Raw genomic sequence first — 24,835 nt, 5'->3', positions numbered from 1 at the left:
TTGACGTGCGCAAGGACGAGATTCTGTGCTTCGTTGCACTGCGCAACGAGAGGACGTTGCTGCCGCATCTTCTCGAACATTATCGAAGGCTCGGAGTCGACCGGTTCTTCTTCCTGGACAACGGCTCGACGGACGGGACGCGAGAACTAGTCCTGGAGCAGCCGGACAGCCATTGTTTCCACACGGAGGGGTCGCATTTCGCCGAGAACATCACCCCGCCGCGATGGATCAACACATTGATGCGCGTGTTCGGTTCCGGCCACTGGTGTCTGTCCGTCGATGCCGACGAGCTTCTTGTCTATCCCGATCTCGAGCGCGTGAGCCTGCGCCGGCTTTTCAATTATCTCGAGTCGACCGGCGCCGAAGCTGTGATCGGATCCATGATCGACATGTACCCGGACGGACCGTTGGCGGAGTGCAGCTACGACGGCAGCATCCCTTTGGTGCACGCATCCTCCTATTTCGATCCGGAGCCGGGATGGCTGCGCGCGCGGGATGGACTTTATCCTCCCGAGCAAATGTTCGGCGGGGTGCGCGAGCGCGTTTTCTGGCGCGGCCGCTTCAAGCAGACCTTTCCACCGTGCCTGACCAAGGTGCCGATCGTGCGGTGGAGCAGGGACACACATTATCACGCGGCGCAGCACACCATCAGCAAGGTGCGGTTCAGCGAACTCCGCGCCGCGCTGCTGCACTTCAAATTTGTTTGGGGCTTCCAGCAGAAATCGGCATCCTCGCTAGGCGAGAATGCGCAACTGAAAGAAAAGACGCTCGAAGAGCGCGCCGCCTATATGGAGGCCTTGGAGCGCAATCCGAAACTCTCGCTTCGCAACGACCGGTCCGTGCGCTATCGCGGCGACACTACCCAGCTCGTGGAACTCGGCTGGATGAAAACCTCGGATCGCTACGCCGAATTCGTCGCGACGGGCTGGCCGCGGTTACAGGAAACCGCGGCCAGCTGATCTGACGATCTATTGGCGAAATGCCGCCGGCAATTATCCGCCGTAGCGGCCGCCGCCATCCCCGCCATTGCCGTTCCCACCGCCCCCGGCAAACTGCGACAAGCTGTTCAAAGCAAGCGCTTTGCAGGCCGTTGGCGCATTCGGATAACGATGCAGGTAGTCCTCTAGCGCCTCGATGGTGCCGATCTTGAGGGCCTGCTCGCAGGCGAGCTCGGCTTCCTTGATTGGAGCAACTTCGATTTGCGCTTGCGCCGCATTCGAAAACGCGACGCTCAACCCGAGCAGACTGAGTCCGCCCAGAAGTAGCGACTGTATCTTACGCATTACGCCCACCCTTGCCACTACATACCCCATAGGCTGTTGATACTATTGATTTGTTAGCAATTTGTCAACCATATCGGAAGAAATCGGCTTGAGAGATGGTTAACTTTGAGCGGCTGCTTGGGCCTGTGAAGGCTATTTCTCGCCGACGGGGCTGAATCGCGTCGTGGCCGCAGAAATGCGGCGCCGAAAAACAGGCGAACCGGCAGCATGTCGAGTTCAGATTTCGAACGTCCTGCTTTAGTCGCTGAACACCGTCAGCGTCCGAAAGAAGGCGTTGCTCGGAGCACCGTTCGGTCCTTCCACGAAGCGCACCGCGAGCACGATCGAAAGCGGCATCTTGCGCCTGACATTGACCGTCGCCGCCAAGGCGTGGCGCACGAATCTGTCGCGGACCGTCATCCAGCCGGAAAAGCCGATTGTCTGCGCGCCGACATCCTGCTGCCAGTCTATAGGCCGGTCCGGGCGGGCGAGCGCCAGGCCGAACGCGATTGCCGGAGCCTCGGCATGGGCGAGTTCGATGGCGGCCTCTATTCTGCGAAAGAAGGGCGGGAATTGATGATCGATCGATGCTGCGACCGCACCCTCCGCATGCGGGCGCAGGAACACGCCGCCGCCGTCGGGCGCCACCAGCAACAACGGCAGCGCTGCAGTGCGCGGCGTAAGCAGCCTTGCGCTCCTCAGCACGTCGTAAGCGAGCGCGCCTGAAGCGCCGGCCGCCACGGCTCTGCCTGATGCGTCTGGCTGCGGCCTGGCGAGACCGTCTCCAAGCAAGGCGGTGGCAGTATCGTGGCGGCCGACAGAAGCGGCGATGCCGGCGAGCGTCTCGATCGCTGCCTCGCCGTTCGGCTCGAGGTCGCTGAGAGCCAAATATTTGCGATCGGCAGGCTTATATTTCAGGTTCTCGCGCGCGCTGTTGACTTCGGAACGCGCCGTGTTCTGCGCGATGGCCATTTGGTGGATCAGCCGGGTGTCATCGGATCGCAGCGTCCGCAACGCCTCCAGGACAGGCAAGCGGTTGTCGTACCAATTCGACGTGCGGAACATGCCGTCCGGCTTCGACCGGTACCAGTAGAGCGGCTTTGGAATGGGCCTGAGCTTGAGCCCGGCGAGTGACGCCCGCGCGAAGAACTCCCAGTCGTGCATGGCATAGCCGGGATCCTCAAGCCAAAATCCGATCTGCGAGAAAACAGACCGGCGCACCATCGCATTGGCGTCGCCATAGACGTTGTGGATCAGGCCCAGCGCGTCGGGGCCGCCAAGCGGCAGATACTGGATCAGGCCGTCGGCCCGGTCCTCGGGCACGAAATCCTCATAGAAGAGCAATTGGAAGGCCGTGCAGATGTCCGCGCCCGATGCCGCCATGCCACGGACGAAATGCTCGACGGCTTCCGGAAAAAGCGCATTGTCGTCGTCGACAAACAGGACCAACTCGCCGCGCGCGGCGCGCACTCCGGCATTGCGGGCGGCGCCAAGATGCTTGTGCGGCCGGCGCAGGATCCTCCATCCGCGCTTACCGAAGCCTGGTTCCAACGTATCCAGCAATTGCCTGGCTTCTTCCAGATCGCTTCCGTCGTCGACCAGCACCAGTTCAAGATTGCCGTAGGTTTGCGCCTCGACCGCTTCGATGGCCTGTTTGAGATAGAGCGGCCGGTTGCGATGCGCCATCACCACCGAAACCAGGGGCGCCGGTTGGGGCCGCTTGCGAATGCGCTTCCGGGCAGCGGGCAGAGGGCGCGTATCCAGCCATGCCTTGCGGCCGGGCCCCGTCATATCGATCCGCCGTGGCCGGGGCGGCTTCTCGAGCGCCGCCAGCATGGCGGCCGCCAATTGCGCCGCGTCGGGCTCGACCAGCGGCGGCTGGCCGGCTTCAGCCTTCCAGGCTTCGGCATTCGCGCCGGCATTGGTTGCGACGAAGGGCAGCCCTGCCGCGGTGCATGCGCCAACGGCCTCGCCGGTCGATGCGGCAAGGCTTGGGACAACGGCCAAGGCGCCGCTGCGTGCGAGGTAGTCGAGCCTCTCCTCGAGGGTCGCGCGCGGCAACAGCTTGAGCCGGAACGGCCAACGTTCGGCGCGCCGCAGAAGCAGTCCGCCGCTGTGCTCGCCCATGATCTTGCCGAATGGACCGAACGCGGTGAGGGTCAGCCCTTCGGGCGCCGATTGCGCGAGGACGTCGAGCGCGTCGCAGAGCAGCGTCAGCCCGTCACGAAAGCGCGATCCGGCCAGGGCGGCAAGCTCACGCGCCTTGCTCGCGATGGGTGGCTGCGGCGCTTCGGTCCGGACGGCCCGAAGCGGTGGCGGCAGCACCGTCGCCTTTCTCACCTTCCAGCCTCTCGACAGCATCCATTGGCGCAGGGCGGCGGATGCACAGACCGTCCTGTCGGCCATCTCGGCGCAGTACTTTTCCATGTAGGCCGTGGCGATCGCCTCTGTGCTGCCCATGAATGTTTTGTCGGCCTCATGCGCCCATTCTTGCGGAGCGCGGGCAAGGAGGACGATCGGCGGCGTGGCGAAGGCATCGGTCTCAGCCGCGAGCAGGGTGAAGTAGGGCAGGCCACCCTCCAGCGGCGCGTAGACCAGATCGTAACTGCACCGCTCGAGATAATGCAGCAGCGCAGCGGAGCGGCTTTCGGGCGTCGCCAGCGAGGGAAGCAGCTGGTCGGACCGGTCGAGAACCTCCAGTTTGACCGAGGCGGCCCCGAACTCCGCCCGGCGGGCAGCTACCTCGTCCGTGGATGGCACGTCCCGGCCGGCAACCCACAGCAGCGTGACGTCGTCTCCGTTTTCGGCGAAGAGCCTTGCAAGTTCGCCGGGCGCCGAGGCATCGTCTTTATCGGCGTCGCGCCGGATCGCAGGCGTGACCACGCAGATGCGGCGACGACCGCCTTCCGGCTTCGGCTTGCTTCCAGCGGTCATTGAACGTTCCTCTGACCCAAATCGACCGGCAAGGCTTCCACGCTTCTCTGGTCTTTGACCATGCCGGATTTACTTTTCAGTGATCATCCTTCTGCGGCGTTGATAAATCAATGCAATCAAGCGGCTCCTAAAAAGACTGTGCAATCAAGCGATTGTTACAAGTTTATCGACACGGCATAACCAATCTTTACGCGTCCCGGCTAACCGTTCACGGCATAGCAGGAGGCGCGAATGAAAACGATATTGAAGTTTCTCGCTGCGCTCGCCTTGACGGGCGCGATGATTTCGACGAGCTCGGCAGACCAATTGCTGCGTCCGCGCATGAATCTTGGCAAGGGCTACGTCAAGACGATCAGCGGCGACCGCGGCGGCTATGTAATCGACTATGCCATCCGCATGCTGAAGATGCGCCGCAGCGGCGGTTTCGTGCGCTTCAACGGTGCGTGCGATTCGGCCTGCACGCTTTACCTGGCGATGCCCAAGAGCAAGGTCTGCGTTACGCGCAACGCATCGTTCGGCTTCCACCTGCCGTATGGCGCCGGGGCGCGCGGCAACCAGGTCGCGGCCGACTTCATGATGAAGAACTACCCTGGCTGGGTTCGCGGCTGGATCGCCAAGCGCGGCGGCCTGAAGAACTCCGTCACCACCATGACTTATGCGGATGCGAGCCGGTTCCTGCCGACTTGTCCCGCCGAACAGCGATCGACCATTGCGAGCCTCAGCCCAACGCGCCTGCGCGGCGGTTGAACCCCGCAGCAAGTGCTGGGACACCGACGACGGCGGGTGCTTCAGGGCGCCCGCCGTTGCCGTTTCAAGCGGCCGCGCACATTTGAACGGAGAGGTCGTTTGTGTATGTTCGGGCAAACTCCAACGGGTGTGGCGTGAATGCAGTCTTGTCAGAAGTTCGTGCTGATCGCTTCGCCACGAACCGGTTCTCAAGCGCTCAATCGCCATCTCAACCAGTATGACGGGATGGTCCTGCACGGCGAAATCTTCAATCCGAGCTTCGTCGGCTTGCGCCATGACTATCACGAGAAGATCGATCTGCCGCGCGATCGGGTCGATTTGCGAGATGCCGAGCCGGAGCAGTTCACCGCGCGCATCTTCGACGATCCGTCGGCTCGCTTCGTCGGTTTTCACATATTTCCCGACCAGACGCGCGCGGCCATACTCCCCGTGTTGGAAGATGAAAGCGTCAAGAAGCTCTGGCTTGTCAGGAATCCGATCGCGTCCTTCGTCTCGCTGCTCGAAGCGGAAGCATCCGGAGTATGGACAGTCCATGCCACCGATCGGTTCGCAGCCGACAGCCCCAGAAAGAAGGTGCATTTCGACATAGAACGTTTCAACGCGTTTCTGCGCGAGCTGAATCTGTTTCGCGCAAAGATCAGATCCGTGCTGTTCGAGACCCGACAGCCGTATTTCCCGATCCACTATAGCGACATCGGCGATCCACTGGTTGGCAATGCAATCATTGCCTATCTCGGCGGTTCCCAGCGACTGGACCACTTCGAGACCGAGATCCTGAAGCCGCCGCAGCGGCCTTTCGTCGACCGCATCGAGAATTACTGGGAATTCGTGACCTATTTCAGGGCAGTCTCGACGGACGATCTGTACGCGTTCGGCTGACGTCGGAATGAAGCCGGGCCGGCCCGCAACACGGTCTCAGCCTTCTTCGCTGCCGCAAGTTGGCCGCTTCCATGCTGATCGGCGCTTTGGCAAGCCCATCGTCTTTCAATGTTTGCGGTTAACCAGTTCTGAAGAGACGTCGTTAACGCACACTTGATTTTGTTGACTCTTTCCTGCCCCGAACCGATTTTGCGCACGAGGTTTGAAAGCTGCCGGCCGTGGTTTCTGGCCGGAGCACAAACTGGCGGTGGGCAATCTCATGAGTATCGGCGGCGGTATGGGCTCGGCGAGCCGGTCCGAGGGCGGCCAGACGGGATCGAGGACGAAACCTGCATTGACGCAGGAACTTCGCTTCACGCGGACGTCCTTGCGCGTCATTTGCACCAGCCTGTGGTTATGGCTTCTGCTGGGCATCTACCGGGCCGTAATCGTCGATCCGCAAACGACATTTCAGGGAGGCCTGGCGTCCATTCCCATGGGATTGGCGGCAAGCTATTACGACCTGATACTCATCACATCGGTGACGGCGGCAACGCTGATCCTGCTCTTCCTTACAAAGTCAAGCCGGCTCGCATCCGCGGCAGTCGCCTCCCTTTTCTATCTCGTGGTCCTGGTGTCGCTCGGCTGGGGATTTGCCAACATCAATCTCGTCAAGATGCTGGGTGAGCCTTTCACCTTCCAGTGGCTGGTCTATGGCGACTTCCTGCAGAATGCCGACGCCAAGAGCGCGATGGGCGACGCCCTCAACGTGAGGGATGCCGCGATCCTTTTCGGGTCCATCGTTCTGGTGCTGGCCCTCGGCTACGCCGCGGGCAGTTTGTGCCAGCGGCTGAGTTCCGCAGGCCGCAAGAGGTTTCTCATCGCTGTGGTTCTGTGCGTTGGCGCGGCCCTGGTCGGCAGCGGCTATCATGTGCGCGCTCAGTCGCTGCCAGCATCCAAGGTCGACAATCCTATCGTGTATTTCGCTCAGTCGGCGTGGTTCAGTTCGACGCCGGTGACTTTTGCGATGAGCGCCGGCGGCAATGATCCCGATGTCGCCAGCGTCGGGGAGCGTCCGGCGGAAACCTCAAGCCTCAAGGCGCCGACGCCAAATCCGATCAAGAACGTGCTGATTTTCTTGATGGAGTCGGTGCCGTCGAAATACATTGAGACCTTTGGCGGCCAGTATCCGATCACGCCAAACATAAAGAGCTATGCCGGAGATTCCATTCGGTTCGACAAGATCTATGCGCATGCGCCTTCCACGCACTATTCGATCTTCTCGCTGCTGACCTCGATGTACAACGACATCTCATTCTACGGGATGACTGCCAAATATCCGTACCTGCCGCTGGAGACGATCTCCAACGCCCTGTCCAAGCATAATTTTCGCACCGGGTTCTTCTGGAGCGCCGATTCCCGTTTCCAGCGTGTGGACGAGTTCCTGCTCAACAAGGGACTGGACGTCATCCAGGACTATCGGGGGCAGAAATGCGCCACCCCGACCTTCAAGCTCAGTACCGAGCAGTGGAAGAACATGGACTATAACAGTGACCTCTGCACGGCCCAAATGATCATCGACTGGATGAGGAAGGATCCGCAGAAGCCCTTCTTCGGCATCATGTTCACGGCCATGACGCATTATCCGTACATCACCGGCAGCCCGATGTTCTCGAACATGGTGCCTTCCGCCAAAGACATCGGGCCGGTGCGCTACGTCGATGACGAAAAATTCAATGCCTATCTCAACGCCCTGAAGGTCGGCGACGCGGCGTTCGGTGAAATCCTCGATTCACTGAAGCAGTCCGGCAAGCTCGATTCGACGCTGGTTGTCGTCCTTGGCGATCATGGCGAGGCGTTCGGAGAACATGGCGACTACGTCCATGCCACCGCGATTTACGACGAGAACGTCCACATCCCGCTGATCATGATCAACAAGCACCTTTTCCATGACGAAGTCGCGCATCCGGTCGGCGGCATCATCGATATCGCTCCGACGATCATGGACATACTAGGGCTGCCTTTGCCCGAGCAGTGGCAGGGCCGCAGCCTGTTCAGCGAGCAACGGCCAAACAGGACCTTCTTCTTCAATCCGTGGGCCGGCTCCTTGCTCGGTTATCGCGACAATGATCGAAAGGTGATCTTCAATGCTACCACCGGCAGGGTCGAGGAATACGACCTTAAGGCCGATCCCGGCGAAAAGACGAACCTATTCAATGAAGGCTCGAGCGATCGAACGGCGCTGCTGCAGCCGATTGCCGGCTGGGTGCAATCGCAAAAGCGGCGCATAGCCACACTTGTCGCCAACGCGGCCGGAGACGCGGGGCACTGCACAGCCACAAGCTTGGAGATCGACGCGGCCGGCACCGACTACCAGGGTCAGCCTCGCTTCGACGTCTTCGCCGACGGCAAGCGCCTTGGCGAGATCGCCGTCCAGGGCAAGGAGAGCAAGGCCTCGACAGGCGAGCAGCGCGTGGCGGAACTGACGGAGGCGGCCGTCGAGGCGCAACCGTTCCACATCGACCTTAGCGGCGTGCCCAATCCAAAGACGATCGAAATTCGTTATGTCAACGACGAGTGGGCCGGAGACGGCCGGCCCGGCGATCGCAACCTTTTCATCAAGAGCATAAAAGTGAACGGGCAGCTTGTGCCCAACAGCAAGCTGCACGTGGACGAGCAATCCCATGGCTACACCGACGACAGCGGAACCGCCATGTATACCAACGGCTCGCTATGGGGCAGCGGTCCGTTTATCGAAGGATGCATGTAGGGCAGCGCATCGGCGGCAGCGCTTCGCTTTACAGCTTGCCCTCCGGCCGCCATTCCCGCCGGTACCAGTCGACGAATTTCGCCAGTCCTTCCTCGATCGGCACTTTCGGCTTGAAGCCGATGTCGCGCTCGAGCGCGCTGGTGTCGGCAAAGGTCTTCTCGACATCGCCGGGCTGCATGGGCAGATCCTCACGGATGGCCTTCACGCCGAGCAGCCCTTCCAGCGTCTCGATGAAGCGGCCGAGATGCACCGGCTGGCTGTTGCCGATGTTGTAGATGCGGTGGCGCTCGCGGCCGGCCGCCGGCGGCTTGTCGAGAACCGCAATCACGCCCTCGACAACGTCGTCGACATAGGTGAAATCGCGCCACATCTCGCCATGGTTGAAGACGCGGATCGGCTTGCCGGAGAGCATCGCCTCGGTGAAGATCCAGGCCGCCATGTCCGGTCGACCCCAGGGGCCATAGACGGTGAAGAAGCGCAGGCCCGTCTGCGGCAGCCCAAAGAGATGCGAATAGGTCGAGCTGATCAGCTCGTCCGCCTTCTTGGTCGCCGCGTAGATCGACACCGGATTGTCGACGCGGTCGCTTTCCACGAACGGCACCTTGGTGTTGCCGCCATAGACCGAGCTCGACGAGGCATAGACCAGATGCTTGATCTCGGGCGATGCACGGCAGAGCTCCAGCACCTCCAGGTGGCCGGCGATGTTGGCGTGGATATAGGCGCGCGGATTTTCGAGCGAATAGCGCACGCCCGCCTGGGCGCCGAGATGCACGATGCCGCTCAGCAGCGTTCCCTTGAGCGTCGCCGCCAGCGCGCCCGGCTCGGCTATGTCGAGTTGCTGGAACGAAAATCCGTGCCGGCCGGAAAGCCGAGCGAGCCGTGCCGCCTTCAATGCCGGGTCGTAGTAGGCGTTCATGCTGTCGACGCCGACAACGGCGTCGCCGCGGGCGAGCAGGCGCTCGCAGACATGGCTGCCGATGAAGCCGGCGGCTCCGGTCACAAGGATGGTCATGCGCGGACCTCGGATGAGGGCAGGGGCGGGATCATTTCCGTCTCGGGGCTTTCTTGGCTTGCGCCGGCGGGCTCGGCCAACGCCAGCCATCACCTTCGCCAGGCGCGGGCTGCGGGCGCGCCACATAGGCGAGCGAAACATTGGCCTCGAGATAGACGCGCGACAGCATCTCGGCGAGTACGCCCGACGTTACCATCTGCAGGCCGGCGATGACCAGGAAGAAGCCGGTGAACAGCATCGGGCGCGTTCCAATGTCCTGTCCGAAAAACACCTTCAAGCTGAACAGGTAGGCAAGGATCAGCGAGCCGAGCACGCCGAACACGATGCCGATGCCGCCGAAGAAATGGCCGGGCCTGGTGCGGTAGCGCATGAAGAAGAACATGAAGACCAGGTCGAGCACCACGCGGAAGGTGCGCGAGATGCCGTATTTCGACTGGCCGTGGATGCGGGCGTGATGCGTCACCACCTCCTGGGCGATGCGGCGCGGCGTCGTCACCGTCGCCAGCCAGGCCGGGATGAAGCGGTGCATTTCGCCATAGAGCCTGACGCTGCGGATGACGCTGCCGCGGAACACTTTGAGGCTGCAGCCATAGTCCTTCAGCCGAACCCCGGTGACGCGCGCGATCAGCGAGTTGGCGATGCGTGACGGCAGCCGGCGCATCCAGAAACCCTCCTGACGGTTCTTGCGCCAGCCGGCGACGAGGTCGAGGTCCTCGGTCAGCAGTCGATAGACCATGCGCGGTATGTCGAACGGATCGTTCTGCAGGTCGCCGTCGAGCGTCGCTATGACATCGCCGCGGGCAGCGTCGAGGCCGGCCTGCATGGCCGCCGTCTGCTTGAAGTTGCGCACCAGCTCCACAGCGTGCACATGCGCACCGTATTCGGCCGCCAGGCGGCGAATTTCATTCGGCGTGGCGTCGGTGCTGCCGTCGTCCACCAGCACCACTTCCCAGGGCTGGCTGTAATTCTCCATCGCCTGGTGGATACGCACGATCAGCGGCTCGACGTTGTCGGCCTCGTTATACATCGGGATGACGATGGAAAGCTGGTGCTCGGGCATGACGGCACCGGCAGGCAGCCCCGACTGAGGAATGGGAAGCATGTCCAGGGCGGTCATTTCCTTGCGGGTCCCGTAGCCGGCGTCTCCGGCAGCGTCGATTTCGAGGGAAACAGCCAGGCGATCGCACCGGTGGCAACGGCCGAGCAGAGGATGAACAGATGCAGCGCCAGCGCCGCCTGCAGCCCGTCCTTCATGGCGATGCCGGAATAAAGCAGCGCCGCTGCCGCGCCCGCCTCATAGGTACCGAAACCGGCGACACCCTGCACCGGCAGGATGGCGGCGGCCTCGGCGCCGACGGCGCCGGGAAAGGCAGTCTGGAAGGAGGTGCCGAGCAGCATGGCGAGCAGCCATCCCTGCACGGCAAGCTTCAGCGTCCAGTTGGCGACCGTCCACCACCAGCCGTAGCGGGAGCGCCCCGTGGCCTCGGTGAAGATATCGCGCAGCTTGCCGAGCTTCGACACGATGCTGCCGCGCCCGGCCCAGTCATGCGGCGCGCGCGCCCAGCGCGGCAGATACCAGGCGGCGGCAATCAGCGCCGCGATGGCCGCAGCCCTGAGGGCCGGGTGAAGACCGGGCCACACCAGGCAGGCGAGCACACCGACGACGAAGGCGTCCTGCAGCCTGAACCACAGGAGCGAAGCGCCGGCGCGCACGATCGAGATGCCGAACACCTGCCGCAACAGCAGCGGGAAGGCGGTCTCGCCGCCGCGGAACGGCACCACGTTGATCATGGCGTTGTGAATCAGGATGACGCGCAGGCAGGCGCCGAAGCGGCCGTTCACCTCGTCGCGGAACTCGTCGCAGACCCGCAGCGCGCGCAGCACATAAGTGACGAACAGCGCCAGCGTCACCGCAGCGAAGGCGCCGGGCGTGATGCTGGCGAAGGCGTCGCCCACCATCTTCCAGCGCGAGTCTGCCGCAAGCCAGGCCAGCAGCGCCAGTGTGACGATTATCGAGAATGCTTTTTTCAACCAGTTCTCCGAATGGCGCCGACCGCCGCACTCCGGGTAATTGCTTCGATTTCGAAATCGGGCGCACGGAAGGTGACGGCTCCAGGCCGCCGGCTCCCTTGCCGGCTTCCAATGGCCTGGCGAGGCGCCAAGATTCCGAGCCCTTCCGTGGTCGCCGGCCCGTTCAACGTTTCTGCTCCATCATAAGCGGCCGATCCTATAAACCAGCGGCTTGCCCATCCACAAGCTTTGGCGCGGCCGCAATCACCGTCCGCGGGCGATCTTGGCTCGCTGCGACGGGAAGGTTGACACCATTCCTCGAGCGGCAGTTAATATCACGTGGGGGCGGTAGCTGCGCATTGGGATCGAATACCCAATCTGGGTAGTGACGCCAGATCGAAAGGCGTCGTCGAAATGTTATCGCTCATCATTCCTGCAGTTCGAAAAATATTGCCGTCCAGACCAGCGCGGAGCGTGAGGTGCCGTCGTTCTGCGCGGCGCGCGGACCTGATGCTTCTGCTCTTCTGCGGTGGAGTGGCGCTGTCCGGCGTTGCTCACGCAGCCGGCGCTGGGTCTCCGGCAGCGGCACAAGCAGGCACCACGCCGACGGCATTTGAGTTGCAGTTGTTCTATGCCGACCGCACCTGGAACTGGGAGGACGGAGCCGCCTATTTCGCCCAGGACAGGCGCATGCGTGCCTGGACGTCCAAGCCTGGTTCAACGTCCTTCGCCGAAGGTACATGGCATCTCAGCAATGATGGCAAGATGTGCATGGAGCTCGTCTGGCGGTCCACGGCCTATACGGCACAGCCCATCCGCACCTGTTTCAGCCATCGCGTCCTGAACGGGACCGTCCAGCAACGGAGGGATCCGGATGGCCGGTGGTACAGCTTCAGGCACGCTTCGGACAATTCGGCCGACGAGTTCAAGAAAATTCAGGCGGGCGATACCAGGAGCGTCGATTTCGAAAAGGCCCGCAAGTTGGTCGATCCCAAGAGTTAGTCGCTGCTGGCGCACGTCCAGAAAAATGCCTAGAGCGGCTGGCCGTTTCACGGAAACGCCGACCCGCTCTATCTCTTTGCTCACGCAATTTCCGGACGGAAAACCGCTGCACACGTCCTGGAATTGCTCTAGCAGTTTCCGCTCGGAATTGTCCCGGCGTATCAAATCTAAGAGGCTCGCTGAGACAAGCCGTCAACCCAGCTCAGCGAGCCCACGCCCCGACACAGTACTCACAGGGACGACTGCCAGCCGTGCAGGCTGGCGTTTTTCCGCGGCGTTCATGCCGCGCGGCGCGCGCTTCGCGCGCGAGACGCCGGCGGACGCTTTGAAAACCTTCGGCTTCAGGGCCGGTCGGAGCCCGAAGAAGGGCGCTGCCGTCCTGACGATGGTGTCTAGATCGGAAAGTTCCGCCACAAAGCCCAACTGCTCTTGTGCAAGGCTGGGATCGGCGAACAGCCCGGCCGGGTCGCCGGGCCGGCGCGGTTTATAGGCGACCGGGACCGTCCGGCCGGTGACGCGGCCGACGGCCTCGAGGATCTCCTTTATCGAGATGCCTCGGCCGGCGCCGAGATTGACGGACAGGCTGTCGCCGCCGGCCTCGAGATGCATCAATGCCATGAGATGCGCGCGCGCGAGGTCGCTGACGTGGATGTAGTCGCGCACGCATGTGCCGTCCGCCGTCTCGTAATCGGCGCCGAAGACCTCGATCGCCTCGATCATGCCGGACGCCGCCATCAGCACCCTCGGAATGAGGTGGGTTTCGGGTGTATGCCACTCGCCAAGCTCGCCTTCGGGATCGGCGCCGCAGGCGTTGAAGTAGCGAAGGATCGCGTATCTCGTTCCATAGGCAGCGGCATAGTCCCTGATGATTTCTTCGCCCATCAGCTTGCTGCGGCCATAGGGGCTGATCGGCTTCTGCGGCGAGGCCTCGCTCACCGGCAATGCTTCCGGCACGCCATAGGTCGCGCAGCTCGAGGAAAAGATCACCTTGTCGATGCCGCTTGCCCGCGCGGCGTCCAGTACGGCGATGGTGCCGCCGACATTGGTCGCATAGTAATCCGCCGGCGCGCTGACCGACTCGCCGACATAGGCAAGGGCGGCGAAATGGATGATCGCCTGTGGTCTGTGAGTCTCGATCGCCCGCCGCAACGCTTCGGGGTCGCGGATGTCGCCGACGACCAGCGGCCCCCAGGCGACGGCTTTCTCGTTGCCGCGGCTCAAATTGTCGTAGACCACCGGCAAGTAGCCCGCCGCCGACAGCAGCTTGCAGGCATGGCTACCGATGAAGCCGGCGCCACCCGTCACCAGAACGGGGCGCCGGGTCATCATGCCGTTGCCTCCCTGGCGGTTGATGCCTGGACCCTGCGCGGGGCGATGAACCGGCGTCCGCCTAGGACGGCGTCGAAATAGGCAGTGGTGTGGGCGAGGCCTTCGCTCAGCGCAACCTTCGGCTCCCAGCCGAGATGCTGCCTGGCAAACGAGATATCGGGCTTGCGCTGCCTGGGGTCGTCGACCGGCAGCGGCCGGTGCACGATGCGCGAGCGTGAATTCGTATAGTCGATGACCAGCTCGGCCAATTCCATGACGGTGAACTCGACGGGGTTGCCGAGATTGACCGGGTGCTGGGGGGCCACGGCGGCGTTCATCAGGCGCACGAAGCCTTCGATCAGGTCGTCGACGAAGCAGAAGGAGCGCGTCTGCGCGCCGCTGCCGTAGACGGTGATGTCGTCGCCGCGCAGCGCCTGGACGATGAAGTTCGACACCACGCGGCCGTCGTCGGGCCGCATGCGAGGGCCATAGGTGTTGAAGATGCGCGCGACGCGGACATCAATGCCGTATGTCCGTGAGTAATCGAAGAACAGCGTCTCGGCCGAGCGCTTGCCCTCGTCGTAGCAGGAGCGCGGACCGTGCGTGTTGACATTGCCGAAGTAACCTTCGGGCTGCGGATGCACCAGCGGATCGCCATAGACCTCCGAAGTCGAGGCTTGGAAGATCTTGGCGTTGTGTCGCCGCGCGAGCTCCAGAAGGTTGATCGAGCCGAGCACGCTGGTCTTGAAGGTGTGGATCGGATCGGCCTGATAATGCGGCGGAGAAGCCGGGCAGGCGAGATTGTAGATCTCGTCGACAGCCAGGTCCGTCGGCAGTTCCTCGACGATGTCGTGCCTGATGCAGGTGAAAGTCGCGTCACGCGCTATCGCTGACAGGTTGTAGCGCTTGCCCGTGTGGAAATTGTCCAGCGCGATGACTTCATATCCATCGGCAAGCAGCCTTTGGCACAGATGAGAACCCAGAAATCCTGCTCCGCCGGCGACCAGCGCGCGTCCTTGATCGGCACGCCTCCGTCCCGGCTTGGTGTCCAGCTTCAGAACCTTGATGACCCTACCCATGGCGACCTCATACTCGCACACACCCACGCATCATCGTTCCGGGCCGGGGCAACAGCGTTGCCCGACCAGGTGAAATCATGGCGATCCCTCCGCATGCGCGGACTCGCCAGAAACGTGTGTTTTGTCTGAGTAAGCGGGGTCGTTGCCGTACGGCTTTATGTGCTGCCGCTCAGCGTCCCTTTGCCCCTAAGTCGCGATCCACGAACATGGTTGCCACCACCGCGGACTGCTCGCCCAAATTGCACACCCAACGTATAGAAAGATATACCTGTGCGCCGCATAGTCAACTAATTTAGGGATTCGTTAACGTTACTCTTTTGCTGTTGGTTAACTGTAGGCGTAGGCAGGCGCGCCTTTTGCGTCATAAAAAGGGCGGTTCCGTCCGGTTTTCCCGCGGTAAACACCGCGTGCCGCGGTCTTCGCAAAACTCGTCGAGCGTTAGGGCGGAAGGCTTCAAGGTGAAGAACAAGGAACGCGTCTGGCGCCGTCTCTCGGGCTCTGGCATTTCTTGCGGCCGGTCTTTCGGGCTAGAAAATTGCGCAAGTATATCTTAGCTCGCCAACAGGTAGATATGGCGAGCCCGCAGGCCCTGTCTGCGAAACGCGCTTTCCGAATTGATCGGGGCTAGGCGGCCGTGGTGACGACGGCTCCGCAGCCGTGCTGTCCGGCACGCCGAGATGGCCTCCCGGCATCGCCACCACTCTGAGGTGCACCAAAAAGGGGAGCACAAGGAGCAGCGCAGGTTGGACAACTGGACGCCGTGCATTCCTGTTTCTACTCCTCATAGCCTCTCCCTATTCTCCGCCCATCTCCTTCTTGAACTGGGCGAAGTCGACCTGCATGCCGTTGAAGATGGTGCTCCAGTGGCGGGTCAAGGCGGCCAAGGCGACTGCCTCCTGGATCTCCTCGTCGGTGGCGCCGGCGCGTTTGGCGTTCTCGGTGTCCGACCAAACACAATAATTGCAGGGGATTTGCGCCGCGACCGCCAGCGAGATCAGCGACTTCACCTTCGGCGGCAGCGCTGTCTTGTCGCTGATCTCGATTGCCTTGACCTCTGCCCACGCGCCGGGCAGACCGGCTTTCGGGAACTGCTTCATGAAGCCGGGCACGCCCCCAATGGCCGACTGGATGTCCTTGATGGCGGCGTCGTAGTCGTCGGCGCCGGCAGGCATGGTCAAGGCCGCGGTGAACGCGATAGCGGCGAGCAGCGAGGCGGAGCGAAGGCAGGAGTGCGCGCTTGAGATGATGCGAATGACAGGCATGGTGTTCTCCTCTGGTTTTTGTTAGCCTTACGGTGTAAGGTGATTTGGAACATGAACCTTACAGTGTAAGTTGTCAAGCGGCGCCATGGACTCACCGAGCAAGAAAATCCGAACCCGCGGAAAATTGTCCCGCGAGATGATCGAGGACGCGGCCTTTGAGGTAATCGAGCGGGAAGGGCTCTCCGGCTTCTCGATGCGCAAGCTCGCCGCCAGGCTCGGCTGCGAGGCGATGAGCATCTACCATCACTTTCCCTCGCAGGCGCATCTCTACGAGGCGCTGGTCGATCGCCAGATGAGCGGGCTCGTGATCCCCGATGACAGCCTTCCTTGGCGTGAGCGGGCGCGCATCGGTATGCAGGAATTCCGGCGTGTGGCGACGGAGCATCCGGCCTTCGCGCCGTTCATCGTCGTCTATCGCATGAACTCGCCGCCCTGCCTCGCCAAGTTGAACGCCATCATCGGCCTGTTCGAGGATGGCGGCTTCGGACCTGAGCTCAGCGCCCGTCTGTTCCGCGCCGCCGGTTATTATCTGATGGGCGCGATCCTCGACGAGACCGCCGGCTACGCCAAGGGGCCGTCGGCGGTCACCACGGTCAGCGACGAAGAATTGGCGCGCGACTATCCCAGTGTCGTGACGGCCGCGGCTTATTTTGGCACAAGCGGTTTCGACAAGACTTTCGAGCTTGGCCTGGAGATGTTTCTGGACGAGATGGAGCGGATTCGCGACGCTGCCCGGGACGAGGCCGCCAAAAGTGGCGATCGCGCCCGCAAGAAACTCTAACCAGGGCTTTCAATGCGCTTCCTCTCGGTTCTTGTCCTCATCGCCGGCGCTGCCATCGGGGTCTTCTATCCCTGGGCGGTGAGCAATTTCTCCGGCCATGCGATCGGCACCTGGCGCGTCTACGAGGGCGGCCGCTTCCGGCCGGCGACCGTACGGCTCGCTGCGCGCGACGCGCCTGTTCGCGTGCTGGTCGACCTCACCGCGCGTGCCGAGCGCGTCGCCTCGCAGCAGCACACGGTGCTGACGCTGACCGCGGCAAGCGGCGGCCGCACGGCGCTCGCCTCGACGCTCTCCTTCAACCACACCGACAATCCACGCCAGGTGAGCCCGCAGCTGCCCGACAAGATCTTTCGCGACGAGGCCGGTGTGATAGAGACGGTCACGCCGGGCGCTTACGTCTTCACTGTCGGTCCGGGCGATGCGGACGGGATCGACATGCGCGCCGTCGACCTGATCTTGCGTGCGGGCACCGGCTCGGTCGACGAACGCGCGCAGCCGGCCGGTTACACGCTGATGGGAGTCGGCTTGGCTGGACTGGTGCTTTCGCTGGTCTTTGGGCGCGGCAACAAGCCGCCGCAGAATCCCAACTCGCAGCCCCCGCCGCCGCGCTGGGGCCGCGGCGGTTCGCAAAGGTGAAGGCGGCATGAATTATCGCCACGCCTACCACTCCGGCAATTTCGCCGATGTCGTCAAGCACGCGGTGCTCAGCCGGCTGGTCGAGTATCTGAAGCAGAAGGACAAGGCCTTTCGCGTTATCGACACTCACGCCGGCATCGGCCGCTACGATCTCGCGTCGGTGGAGGCCGGCAAGACGGGTGAATGGCAGGGCGGCATCGGCCGGCTATCCGAGGCCGCGCTCGAGCCTCGGACGGCGGCGTTGCTTCAGCCCTATCTGGAAGCGGTGCGCTTGGAAAATCCCGACGGCGGTCTCCGCCGCTATCCCGGCTCACCGCTGATCGTGCGCCATCTCCTGCGCCAGCAGGATCGGCTTACGGCGATCGAGTTGCATTCCGAGGACGCTGCGCGGCTCAAAGCCGTCTTCGCCGGCGACATCCAGACCAGGGTGATCGAGCTCGACGGCTGGTTGGCGCTCGGCGCGCATCTGCCGCCGAAGGAAAAGCGCGGGCTCGTGCTTGTCGATCCGCCCTTCGAGGAGGAGGGCGAGTTCCAGCGTCTCGTCGAGAACCTGCGCCGAGCGCACCGGCGCTGGCCGGGCGGCATCTACGCGCTCTGGTATCCGATCAAGGATCGCAAGGCGGTCGCCGCCTTCCGCGCCGCGCTGAAGGAGACTGGCATTCCAAAACTGCTCGACATCGGCTTCGAGATCCGGCCTGCCTCGAGCGAACCGAGCCTCGACGGCAGCGGCCTTCTGGTGGTGAACCCGCCCTTCACGCTGGAGGCCGAATTGCGGCTGATGCTGCCGGCCTTGCATGGAGTGCTTGCCGTCGAACAGCCGTCGCGCTGGACGATCGAATGGCTGGCCGGTGAGTGAGACCGGGACCAGCCGAAGACTGACCTACGCCAGCGCCGAGGGTGTCACGCCGGTCAGCCGCCGGGTTTCGCGGATCAGATGCGCCTGGTCGGCGTAGCCGGCCTCGATGGCGAGCAGCGCGGTCGAGGCATCGCTATGCCGTCGCTGCAGGCGCCGGAAGCGGTGGAAGCGCAGGATGCGGTCGAGCGTCTTCGGACCATAGCCGAAAGCGTCCTCGAAACGCCGGCGCAGCGTCCGCTCGCTCATGTTGAGGCGGTTGAGCAGACAGGGAACCAGCGGCATCTCCGGCGACAGGCCTTCATCAATGAGGTCGAAGGCCCTGCCCATCAGCGCATCGAGCGCATCGCGCCCCTCTGTATGCGCGCCGACTTCATTTTCCAGCTGCCGCACCATGCCGGCGAGGTCGGGCGCGGCCTTGACGCGATCCGACAGTTCGCGGGCACGCGTACCCCATAAGTCCTGGAGGCTCAGCCGCCCGCCGACGATTTCGCCGGCCGGCACGCCGAGCCACCCGGCGGCCGCGCCCGGCCGGAAGCGGAAGCCGATGATCACCGACCCGGGGGGAAGGCGCTCGATCTGCGGCTCCTTGTCCGGTCCGGCCACGCGGAAGCGACCTTCGATCCATTGCAGATCGATCGTCGCGTCCGGCGTGACGACGATTGGGGGGACGTCCTGCTTCGCCATGCGATGCACCCAGACGGCGGAGAAGGCGCCGGCCAGGCCTCCCGGGGCGGGCCGTTCCCGAAAGAAGCCGGTGGTCTGCGCCAGGACCGCTTCCATATCTTCTCCGATCTGCTTCGGCGTGCTCTGGCGGGTCCGCTTCGGCCATTTTGGCCGAAATCTTCAATGCGGGTCGCTTCCGCCGTGGCAAAACGGATGCAGCCTCTTGGCGCGTCCAGCGCCTTCACCGCGCCGCATCCGGTCGCGGATGTGGTCACGAATATAGAAGGGAGTGAGAGAAATGAAAGCTCGCATCACCGTCTTTACCCTTGGCGTCGACGATCTGGAGGCGTCGCTCAAATTCTACCGCGACGGCCTGGGCCTGCCGACCGAAGGCATCATCGGCCGCGAGTTCGAGCACGGCGCCGTCGCCTTCTTCGAGCTTGCCGGCGGCTTGAAATTCGCGATCTTCGAGCGCGCGAGCATCGCCCTCGACGCCACCGTGCCGCAGAGCAGCCGCAGTCCGACCGAGTTCACCATCGGCCACAACGTGTCGAGCGCGGCCGAGGTCGACGCTGCGATGGCCGAGGCCGTCAAGGCCGGCGCGCGCGTCGCCAAGCCGGCGCAAAAGACCTTCTGGGGCGGCTATGCCGGCTATTTCCAGGATCCCGACGATCATCTCTGGGAAGTCGTCTACAACCCCGCTTTCATCCCGAAGGATTGACCCGGAAGCCTGGCAGGAGGTCGACATGTCGATCGATACCGTTCAGGCGATAGGCGCGCTTCTCATCGGCGGCGTGTTCGTCTTCGCCGGCATCGAGCACTTCCTGAAATTCAAGGCGATGTGCGACTATCTGGCGAGCCGGAAGTTTCCGGCTCCCGCTGTCATGCTGGCAGCCGGCTCAGCGCTCGAAGTCGTCGCCGGCCTGATGCTCGCGCTCGGCCGTGCCGTGCCTTTCGCCGCCGGCGCGCTTGTCCTGTTCACGCTGGCGACGAACGTCGCGCTGCTGCGCTTCTGGGAGTCCGAAGAGCCGGAGCGGCAGGTGCTGCGCAGCGCCTTCCTGATCAACCTGGCCGTCGTCGGCGGACTGCTGGTGGCGGGAACCGTCTGACAGCCGGACCGCATCTGGAACGATGATTTGGGAAACCATTGTCTTCACAACCGCTTGACCACCGTCAAGCGAATCCGCACAGTGCGTGCAACCGACCTTGAGAGGCTGTCATGACTCGCTTCGCCCATTCCGCCCTTGCCGCGCTGATTTCGCTTCTGACGCCGCTTGGCACATCGCTTGGTTTCACCCAGGCAGCGCAGGCTGCCGACCTTGCCGTTTTAACCGAGGATGACGGCAGCGTCTGCGCCGAGGCCTGGGTGCTGAGCAGGATCACCGATCGCTTCAGCTATCAGGTTCATCATGTGCCGCACCTGCCGGATGTCGCGATCACCGATTTCCATAACATCCGCCTGCATCGTTATCTGCCGTCGAGCGAGAGATGGCCGATCGGCCGGCACTATTGCCGCGCCACCGTCAGCCTGTCGGACGGCCGCGACCGCTCGATCTTCTACCTGATCGAGGAAGGCCAGGGCTTCGCCTCGATCGGCGACAATGTCGAGTTCTGCGTCTCCGGCTTCGACCGCTGGATGGTTTATAACGGCCGCTGCCGCGTGCTTCGGTAAGAAGCCGCCGATCCATTCCCCGGCCTGCGGCCTTCAGGCCCCAGGAACACTCAGTGCGGCCCGCCGACCGCATCAGTCCGATCGCGAATATTGTGAGCTTGCCGGCTATCGCCGGAAGCAAATCGGCTAATCGGCCGCCGATTGACAACTGTCGAACTGTCGCCTAAAAGAGACAGACCTGTCTCATCACCAGGCAGCAGAATGCCCTCATCGCCCTCCGCCAAACGCCAGCATGTCGTCGACACCGCGTATTCGCTGTTCAAGCGCGACGGCTTCCACGCCACCGGCATCGACCGCATTATCGCCGAGGCCGACATCGCCAAGATGACGATGTACCGCCACTTCCCGGCGAAGGACGATCTAATCGTCGCGGTGCTGGAGCACCGCGCGGCGCGTTTCGAACGCCAGCTCGACCGGCTGGCCGCGTCGGCGGACACGGCGGAAGCGAAGATCTTCACGATACTGGACTGGCACGAACGCTGGTTTCGCGATCCGGCTTTCCACGGCTGCCTGTTCGCGCACGCGCTCGCCGAGTTCGGCGATCCCGATCATCCGGTGTTCAAGGCAGCCAGCCGCCAGAAGAAGGGTTTGCGGGCGCGCCTGCGCGCCATCCTGGAAGAAGAGATGCCGCCGGAGCGGGCCGAGGGCGTCGCCACGGCGCTGCTGATGCTGATCGAGGGCGCGACGCTGATGGCCCAGATGGGGGAGGCTGATGCCGCCATCGCCAATGCGCGCAAGGCGGCTTCCGCCATCCTCGCCGGCGCGCGGGTCCCCCAATGAACGCGACGGTCGTTGGGCTCGCGCTGTCCGCGGCCATTTTGCATGCCAGCTGGAACGCCTTCCTACGGACCGGGGTCGACAGGCTGTGGACGGTCACGGTCATGAGCTTCTCGAGCACTGCCGCTGCTATTGTCCTGGCGCTCTTCCATCCGCTGCCGGCTGCGGCTGCCTGGCCCTATGTCGTGCTATCGGCCGTCCTTCAGGTCGGCTACAGCGTGTTCCTGGTTGCCGCCTACCGCTATGGCGAGCTCGGGCAGGTTTATCCGATCGTGCGCGGCAGCGTGCCGCTGCTGGTGGCGCTCGGCGGCTTCCTGCTGGCCGGCCAGCGGCTCGCCGCGCCGGAACTCATCGGCGTCGCGCTGGTCGCCTGCGGCATTATGGGTCTGTCAGTCGGGCGGGGCAGGGCCTCAGTGACATCGATCCTCTACGCGTTGGCCACCGGCGTCATCATCGCGGCCTATGCGACGGTCGACGCGATCGGCGTGCGCGTCGCCGGCGACAGCGCCGCCTACACCGCCTGGGTACTGCTGATCTACGGTGCCCTGCTGCCGGCGGCTTTCGTCGGCCTGCGCGGCAGGCTCACTGTCGACCTGCGTGCGCCGGAAACACGCAAGGCCTTGAGCGGCGGCCTATTCGCGCTGCTGGCCTATGGCGCGGTGGTCGCCGCCTTCGCGCAGGGGCCGGCCGGGCCGATCACCGCCATCCGCGAGACCAGCGTCGTCTTCGCGGCCTTCATCGGCCGCTTCTTCCTCGGCGAGCAGTTGACGCCGCGCCGTATCGGAGCCTGTGCCGTCGTCGCGCTGGGCGCGATCTGCCTCGGCTATCGACCCTGACGGCGTCGGTATCGCGCTGGTCACGCTCGCGCGCCCTGGCCGGACAGATAGGCGCAGATCAGCTCGCCGAGCTGCTTCTGCAGCTCCGGCGCATCGAGCATGTTGCGGCGCGCCGCATTGTGGATCACGCCCTCGACGGCGGAGGAGAGCACGCGCGCCACGGTCTCGGTATTCTTCAGGCGCCGGCGGTATTGCGCGACGGCCGCCGCATAGTGCTCGAGATAGCGGGCTTGGAACGAGGCATGCGCGGCGCGCGAGCCGCGGTCGCCCGGCGTCTCGTCGAGCAGCACCTGATGCAACGTCGGGTGAATGCTGTGCGCGGCGATCATGCCGCGCACCAGTTCGCGCGCGAATTGCCTGAGCGGCTTCTCCTCGGCCGCGGCTTCGCGAATGACGGACAGCACATGGTCGAAGTGGCGGCGTCGGATGGCGTCGACCAGCGCAAGCTTGTCGGGGAAATATTGATAGAGCGACCCGATGCTCACGCCCGCGGTCTCGGCCACCTTGTTGGTGCTGAAGCCCGCCCAGCCGATCTCGCTTAGAACGCGGGCACCTGCTTCGATTATCGCCTCGACGGTGGCGACCGAGCGCGCCTGGCGCGGCTCCTTGCGCATGCGCGGGGCTGGCTTTGCAATGCGAGTAGACATCCCCAACCTGCCTCCCGAGAATATAAGCAGGATACTCACATTTGGCCTGAGAGCAATTCCAGGAAGTGCGAAGCGGTTTCCGTCCGGAATTGCGACCAGGAAGAACAGCAATTCCAGGACTGTGCGCAACGGTTTTCTCCCCCCGGAACTTGCGAGGAGCATGGAACGGCGGAGTCCTCACGCCGTCTGCAGTGGAGCCTGAGCGGATCAAGCTCTCCAGCGGCAGTTTTTTGAATGTGAGCTGTAAGCTCGCTTTTTGCCGCGCAAGCTTTGCCCCTTCGCCGGTTCGGTTCTGCTCCGCCTTGACTTGTAAATCTTTCCGCTGGACAAGATGAGGTGCTTTGTTTGGTGTGCGTTGTCCATTATGAGCAATGCGCTCACATTCTACGCTCTGCGCAGCATCAAGATGTCTGGATGATCCGGCGATAGAGAGCATCGGGAATTCTCGACGGCGCATTTTCACTTCGAAGGGCAAAGATTCTCTGTCGTTTTTTTCGCCGATGCCCTTGTCAACGCGTCTTGCGTAACCAAAATTCAATAACTGAAATTCATTGTGTTGCTTCGCTGGCTAGATAGCCGCGAGTCAGATATGCATGAGCACGCCGGGTCACTCACGACCTTGGGCAAAACGCAAGGGGCATCGCATGGCAAAGACGACAACCAAGGCGCCGGCGGCGAAAGCGCCGGCAAAGAAAGCGGCACCGAAGGCTGCCGCGAAACCTGCAGCAGCGAAGAAGGCAGCGGCACCGAAGGCAGCCGCCAAGGCTCCGGCCAAGGCAGCGGCAAAGCCTGCGGCGAAGCCGGCCGCGAAGGCGGCAGCCAAGCCCGCCGCGAAGGCGGCAGCGAAGCCCGCCGCCAAGAAGCCGGCAGCGAAGGCAGCGGCCAAGCCCGCCGCCAAGGCGCCGATGAAAGCAGCAGCCGCCAAGTCGACGGCAGCCGTGAAGAAGGCAGCGCCTGCCAAGAAGGCGCCGGCCAAGAAGTAATCGCGTAACTTCGCTCGCGAGCCTGAACAGGCGAGGGTGGGTGCCGTCGAGGCGCCCCTCTCGCCAGTTCGGCGAGACAGCGGGCGAAGTGGATGGCAAAGGCCTGTCCTGAAAGCTCCTGGAAATTTGCCGCCCGGCAAACTTCCGGGAGCTTTTTTATTGCGCGACCGGCTCGCATCGTCACGATCCGTTCTGGTCCGGGCGATGTCGGCTGCTGCCGCACGTCGATCAGGTAGAAAGGGTTGATCATGGCTTTGTGGCTTGGAATTCGACGGGCAGGCGAGGGGGATGCCGAAGCGGTAAGCCGGGTCATTGTTGCCGCTCTGCGGAAAAACAACGTCAGGGATTACGGGCCGGAAATCATCGCCCGCGTTGAGCAGAGCTTCAGCCCCTCGGCCGTGCTGCAACTTTTCAAGAAGCGCCAAGTCTTTGTCGCCATTTGCGGCGACAAAGTTGTAGGTACCGCGGGGCTGGACGGAACAACGGTTCGATCTGTGTTCGTCGATCCTGAATTTCAGGGACGCGGCGTCGGCAGCCGGCTGATGCTGGAGATCAAGGAAGCAGCGCGGGCAAACGGCGCGACGGTGCTGACGGTGCCGTCCTCGGTCACCACGGAGCGATTTTATTTCAGACTTGGCTTCCGCGCGCTCCGGGACTCCTTCCACGACGACGAACGAACCATCATGATGGAGCGGTCCCTGAAGTAGCGGCGGCACGCGCCGCTCGAACAAGGTGCGGCC

The 24,835-nt window shown here is 63.2% G+C and carries 25 protein-coding genes; 15 read left to right on the top strand and 10 right to left on the bottom strand.

All coding sequences use genetic code 11. The annotated features are described in order from the left end of the window. The first annotated feature begins 5 nt into the window (after window positions 1-5). Window positions 6-959, top strand: coding sequence for a glycosyltransferase family 2 protein (locus EJ078_RS05210; protein WP_164750494.1), 954 nt, complete (start codon window positions 6-8; stop codon window positions 957-959). Between the two features lie 33 nt (window positions 960-992). On the opposite strand, the gene EJ078_RS05205 is transcribed toward EJ078_RS05210, so the two are convergent. Together EJ078_RS05205 and EJ078_RS05200 are read right to left on the bottom strand one after the other, a co-directional pair. Beyond that, the gene (locus tag EJ078_RS05205) at window positions 993-1,283 is read right to left on the bottom strand and encodes a hypothetical protein (RefSeq protein ID WP_127215833.1); all 291 of its coding nucleotides are present in this window, start codon (window positions 1,281-1,283) and stop codon (window positions 993-995) included. A gap of 237 nt (window positions 1,284-1,520) precedes the next feature. Then, entirely contained in the window at window positions 1,521-4,196 is a 2,676-nt protein-coding gene (locus tag EJ078_RS05200; RefSeq protein WP_127215832.1) for a DUF6212 domain-containing protein, read from the bottom strand. A gap of 231 nt (window positions 4,197-4,427) precedes the next feature. Between EJ078_RS05200 and EJ078_RS05195 the strand changes: the two genes are divergently transcribed. From EJ078_RS05195 to EJ078_RS05185, 3 genes are all read left to right on the top strand, one after another. Next, window positions 4,428-4,943: a hypothetical protein gene (locus EJ078_RS05195; protein WP_245299612.1), complete on the top strand. Its 516-nt coding sequence runs from the start codon at window positions 4,428-4,430 to the stop codon at window positions 4,941-4,943. A gap of 138 nt (window positions 4,944-5,081) precedes the next feature. After that, window positions 5,082-5,822: a sulfotransferase domain-containing protein gene (locus tag EJ078_RS05190; protein WP_127215831.1), complete on the top strand. Its 741-nt coding sequence runs from the start codon at window positions 5,082-5,084 to the stop codon at window positions 5,820-5,822. A gap of 334 nt (window positions 5,823-6,156) precedes the next feature. Beyond that, a complete protein-coding gene (locus EJ078_RS05185; RefSeq protein WP_164888307.1) occupies window positions 6,157-8,571 on the top strand; it encodes a sulfatase-like hydrolase/transferase in 2,415 nt (804 codons plus the stop codon). 28 nt (window positions 8,572-8,599) lie between these two features. On the opposite strand, the gene EJ078_RS05180 is transcribed toward EJ078_RS05185, so the two are convergent. Genes EJ078_RS05180 through EJ078_RS05170 form a run of 3 tightly spaced genes read right to left on the bottom strand, consistent with a single transcriptional unit; the run spans window position 8,600 to window position 11,614 of the window. Beyond that, window positions 8,600-9,583 (bottom strand): NAD-dependent epimerase/dehydratase family protein, encoded by a 984-nt coding sequence (locus EJ078_RS05180; RefSeq protein WP_127216985.1) that lies wholly within the window; start codon window positions 9,581-9,583, stop codon window positions 8,600-8,602. A 31-nt stretch (window positions 9,584-9,614) separates the two neighbouring features. Further along, the gene (locus tag EJ078_RS05175; RefSeq protein ID WP_066995901.1) at window positions 9,615-10,691 is read right to left on the bottom strand and encodes a glycosyltransferase family 2 protein; all 1,077 of its coding nucleotides are present in this window, start codon (window positions 10,689-10,691) and stop codon (window positions 9,615-9,617) included. A 5-nt stretch (window positions 10,692-10,696) separates the two neighbouring features. After that, on the bottom strand, window positions 10,697-11,614 hold the full coding sequence (locus EJ078_RS05170) for a lysylphosphatidylglycerol synthase domain-containing protein (protein WP_127216986.1): 918 nt from the start codon (window positions 11,612-11,614) through the stop codon (window positions 10,697-10,699). 513 nt (window positions 11,615-12,127) lie between these two features. Between EJ078_RS05170 and EJ078_RS05165 the strand changes: the two genes are divergently transcribed. Beyond that, window positions 12,128-12,595, top strand: a complete 468-nt coding sequence (locus tag EJ078_RS05165; RefSeq protein WP_245457221.1) for a DUF995 domain-containing protein — start codon at window positions 12,128-12,130, stop codon at window positions 12,593-12,595. A gap of 192 nt (window positions 12,596-12,787) precedes the next feature. Here the strand turns inward: EJ078_RS05165 and galE are convergent, their stop codons facing one another. The 3 genes from galE to EJ078_RS05150 all read right to left on the bottom strand — a co-directional run bounded on the left by galE (window position 12,788) and on the right by EJ078_RS05150 (window position 16,244). Continuing rightward, the gene (gene galE, locus EJ078_RS05160) at window positions 12,788-13,921 is read right to left on the bottom strand and encodes a UDP-glucose 4-epimerase GalE (protein WP_082954143.1); all 1,134 of its coding nucleotides are present in this window, start codon (window positions 13,919-13,921) and stop codon (window positions 12,788-12,790) included. After that, window positions 13,921-14,982 (bottom strand): UDP-glucuronic acid decarboxylase family protein, encoded by a 1,062-nt coding sequence (locus tag EJ078_RS05155; protein ID WP_127324484.1) that lies wholly within the window; start codon window positions 14,980-14,982, stop codon window positions 13,921-13,923. Before EJ078_RS05155 ends, galE begins: the two co-directional genes overlap by 1 nt. Window positions 14,983-15,776: 794 nt before the next feature. Next, the gene (locus tag EJ078_RS05150; protein WP_095800063.1) at window positions 15,777-16,244 is read right to left on the bottom strand and encodes a carboxymuconolactone decarboxylase family protein; all 468 of its coding nucleotides are present in this window, start codon (window positions 16,242-16,244) and stop codon (window positions 15,777-15,779) included. 136 nt (window positions 16,245-16,380) lie between these two features. On the opposite strand from EJ078_RS05150, the gene EJ078_RS05145 reads away from it, so the two are divergent. From EJ078_RS05145 to EJ078_RS05135, 3 genes are read left to right on the top strand one after another with little or no spacing between them, the layout of a single operon-like run. Further along, a complete protein-coding gene (locus EJ078_RS05145) occupies window positions 16,381-17,025 on the top strand; it encodes a TetR/AcrR family transcriptional regulator (RefSeq protein ID WP_245457309.1) in 645 nt (214 codons plus the stop codon). A 12-nt stretch (window positions 17,026-17,037) separates the two neighbouring features. Then, complete coding sequence (locus EJ078_RS05140) at window positions 17,038-17,661, top strand: hypothetical protein (RefSeq protein ID WP_095823631.1); 624 nt, start codon at window positions 17,038-17,040, stop codon at window positions 17,659-17,661. 7 nt (window positions 17,662-17,668) lie between these two features. Next, window positions 17,669-18,517: a 23S rRNA (adenine(2030)-N(6))-methyltransferase RlmJ gene (locus EJ078_RS05135; protein WP_127403666.1), complete on the top strand. Its 849-nt coding sequence runs from the start codon at window positions 17,669-17,671 to the stop codon at window positions 18,515-18,517. Window positions 18,518-18,541: 24 nt separating this feature from the next. On the opposite strand, the gene EJ078_RS05130 is transcribed toward EJ078_RS05135, so the two are convergent. Further along, window positions 18,542-19,297, bottom strand: a complete 756-nt coding sequence (locus EJ078_RS05130) for a helix-turn-helix domain-containing protein (protein WP_127403667.1) — start codon at window positions 19,295-19,297, stop codon at window positions 18,542-18,544. 181 nt (window positions 19,298-19,478) lie between these two features. On the opposite strand from EJ078_RS05130, the gene EJ078_RS05125 reads away from it, so the two are divergent. The 5 genes from EJ078_RS05125 to EJ078_RS05105 all read left to right on the top strand — a co-directional run bounded on the left by EJ078_RS05125 (window position 19,479) and on the right by EJ078_RS05105 (window position 22,465). Further along, window positions 19,479-19,901: a VOC family protein gene (locus EJ078_RS05125; RefSeq protein WP_127217095.1), complete on the top strand. Its 423-nt coding sequence runs from the start codon at window positions 19,479-19,481 to the stop codon at window positions 19,899-19,901. 25 nt (window positions 19,902-19,926) lie between these two features. Next, on the top strand, window positions 19,927-20,289 hold the full coding sequence (locus EJ078_RS05120) for a DoxX family protein (RefSeq protein WP_127246193.1): 363 nt from the start codon (window positions 19,927-19,929) through the stop codon (window positions 20,287-20,289). 110 nt (window positions 20,290-20,399) lie between these two features. Continuing rightward, a complete protein-coding gene (locus EJ078_RS05115; protein WP_127246192.1) occupies window positions 20,400-20,852 on the top strand; it encodes a hypothetical protein in 453 nt (150 codons plus the stop codon). 201 nt (window positions 20,853-21,053) lie between these two features. Further along, window positions 21,054-21,632 (top strand): TetR/AcrR family transcriptional regulator, encoded by a 579-nt coding sequence (locus EJ078_RS05110; RefSeq protein ID WP_127246191.1) that lies wholly within the window; start codon window positions 21,054-21,056, stop codon window positions 21,630-21,632. Further along, window positions 21,629-22,465, top strand: a complete 837-nt coding sequence (locus EJ078_RS05105; protein WP_127403668.1) for a DMT family transporter — start codon at window positions 21,629-21,631, stop codon at window positions 22,463-22,465. The genes EJ078_RS05110 and EJ078_RS05105 overlap by 4 nt, the downstream gene beginning before the upstream one ends. Before the next feature lie 20 nt (window positions 22,466-22,485). Here EJ078_RS05105 and EJ078_RS05100 read toward each other — a convergent pair whose 3' ends face one another. Continuing rightward, a complete protein-coding gene (locus EJ078_RS05100) occupies window positions 22,486-23,079 on the bottom strand; it encodes a TetR/AcrR family transcriptional regulator (protein WP_067330364.1) in 594 nt (197 codons plus the stop codon). A 677-nt stretch (window positions 23,080-23,756) separates the two neighbouring features. On the opposite strand from EJ078_RS05100, the gene EJ078_RS05095 reads away from it, so the two are divergent. Next, window positions 23,757-24,095: a hypothetical protein gene (locus EJ078_RS05095; RefSeq protein ID WP_127403669.1), complete on the top strand. Its 339-nt coding sequence runs from the start codon at window positions 23,757-23,759 to the stop codon at window positions 24,093-24,095. 248 nt (window positions 24,096-24,343) lie between these two features. After that, complete coding sequence (locus tag EJ078_RS05090) at window positions 24,344-24,802, top strand: GNAT family N-acetyltransferase (protein ID WP_208721092.1); 459 nt, start codon at window positions 24,344-24,346, stop codon at window positions 24,800-24,802. The last annotated feature ends 33 nt before the right edge of the window (window positions 24,803-24,835 follow it).

This window comes from Mesorhizobium sp. M1A.F.Ca.IN.022.06.1.1 (genome assembly GCF_003952605.1).
In the GTDB taxonomy this organism is placed as follows: domain Bacteria; phylum Pseudomonadota; class Alphaproteobacteria; order Rhizobiales; family Rhizobiaceae; genus Mesorhizobium.
Note: the sequence above shows the minus strand (reverse complement) of the source record. Positions and strands in the feature narration are given on the sequence as shown.